Here is a 1,456-nt window from a genome sequence, read left to right on the forward strand (position 1 = left end):
TTTTCAGCTTGTTGCCAACGTGTTTGTGTATGATTAGTGGCGTGGTTTAAACACCTAATTTAGCAAATAAAAACCGAATAGAAAATCCGCGAGGATTTTCGTAAGTAGGCGAGAACCAGCCATTAATTATACACGGTGTTGGTAACAGTATTTTCTAATTCCATTGTATATAATTCTCCATTCTCGATTAAAAATTCTTGTGGCTTTTCTATATTTTTTAAAAAGTCATTTAGTAATGTAGAATTTTGGTCAAAAATTAATTCATTTTCAATTCTTAATTCGTTTACAAAATTTCTATTAGAATTAACTCTTTCCTTTTTTTCGATTGTTTTATTTTTTTTGCTATTTCTAAAAAAGTACCATTTGTCAAACCATTTTGTATTAATAGAATTTCCTAGATTATGAAGTTCTCCTTCGTGTTTCTTAAAAAAATCAAAATAGTCTTTTTGCATTTCGTTGAATTCATCAGTTAAGTCATTCACGATTGCTTTATTGAATTCGTTAGCATACTTAAATTCCAATATTTTACCAAAAACGAACAATTCTTGTAATGAAAGAAAATATTGAATACTCTTTTGAAAACTACCTTCTTCATCTTTCTTTATTTTTTCTATTGAGTTTTTATAAAAATGTATTAATTCATAAACTTCTATGTTTTTAGCTATAATGTTTGATAAAATTGCATTTTTATAATTTTCGTTTTCACTTATCAAATCAAATTGTGAAAAGGCTTTCTTGTAAAACACAATCATTGCTTCAATTTTGGCTTCTTTTTTAATAAATTCGAGGTCAATTAAGGTTTCTAATCTTTCATTAATTTCTTTTAAATTGAAATTTATCTTTGCAAGATAATGCTGTTTAATAATCATATTTCCTGCGCTGTAAGCAAGCAAAGGTGCAGAAACTATTAAATTTGACACATAACTTCCGTGGGCTAAAATTTTTCCTCCGCTCATAATTGCTGTTCCTTGTCCATTTGCAATATTCATAATATTTCCAGTAACACCTTTAGGGAAATTGAACAGATATGATTGTGACAATAAACCACCTGAAATAAATTCAGGAATATTTCCAATTGCTTGTAATATTCGATTCGGCTTATTCTCTAATAATTTTTTGTTTGTGACTTGAGAGTTTGTTTTTGCTAATTTTTGAAATGAGAAAATTGAATCTTTGGTTAAAGGGTCAATTATTTTAAATTCGGTTGGAATACTTTTTTTAGGCTTTAATAATTGAGTCATTTTTAACAACTCACTTTCGATTTTCCTGTTTTCTTCTTGATGGATTTTGTTATTGTCAGAAACGGTTTTAAGTGAAGTTTGTAATTTTAAAAATTCAGACTTTATTTTAGAAAGTTCAGATTTTATTGTCTCTGAATTTTCATTTAATTCTTTAAATCCAAAAAGTTTTTTAAATATGTTCATATGTCTGTCTCATATGTCTTGTCCTGAAATAT

Annotated in this window: 1 protein-coding gene; it reads right to left on the reverse strand. The window is 27.1% G+C overall.

Annotated features, from left to right (window positions below; all coding sequences use genetic code 11):
- Positions 1 to 122: 122 nt before the first annotated feature.
- Entirely contained in the window at positions 123 to 1,424 is a 1,302-nt protein-coding gene (locus KO500_RS02745; RefSeq protein ID WP_215954973.1) for a hypothetical protein, read from the reverse strand.
- Between the last annotated feature and the right edge of the window lie 32 nt (positions 1,425 to 1,456).

The sequence above is a fragment of the Cellulophaga baltica genome (genome assembly GCF_018861125.1).
GTDB classification, from domain to species: Bacteria; Bacteroidota; Bacteroidia; order Flavobacteriales; family Flavobacteriaceae; genus Cellulophaga; species Cellulophaga baltica_A.

Excerpts from the sequence above, each read along its gene's own strand:
- KO500_RS02745 (WP_215954973.1), bottom strand. The coding sequence starts at position 1,424 with ATGAACATATTTAAAAAACTTTTTGGATTTAAAGAATTAAATGAAAAT.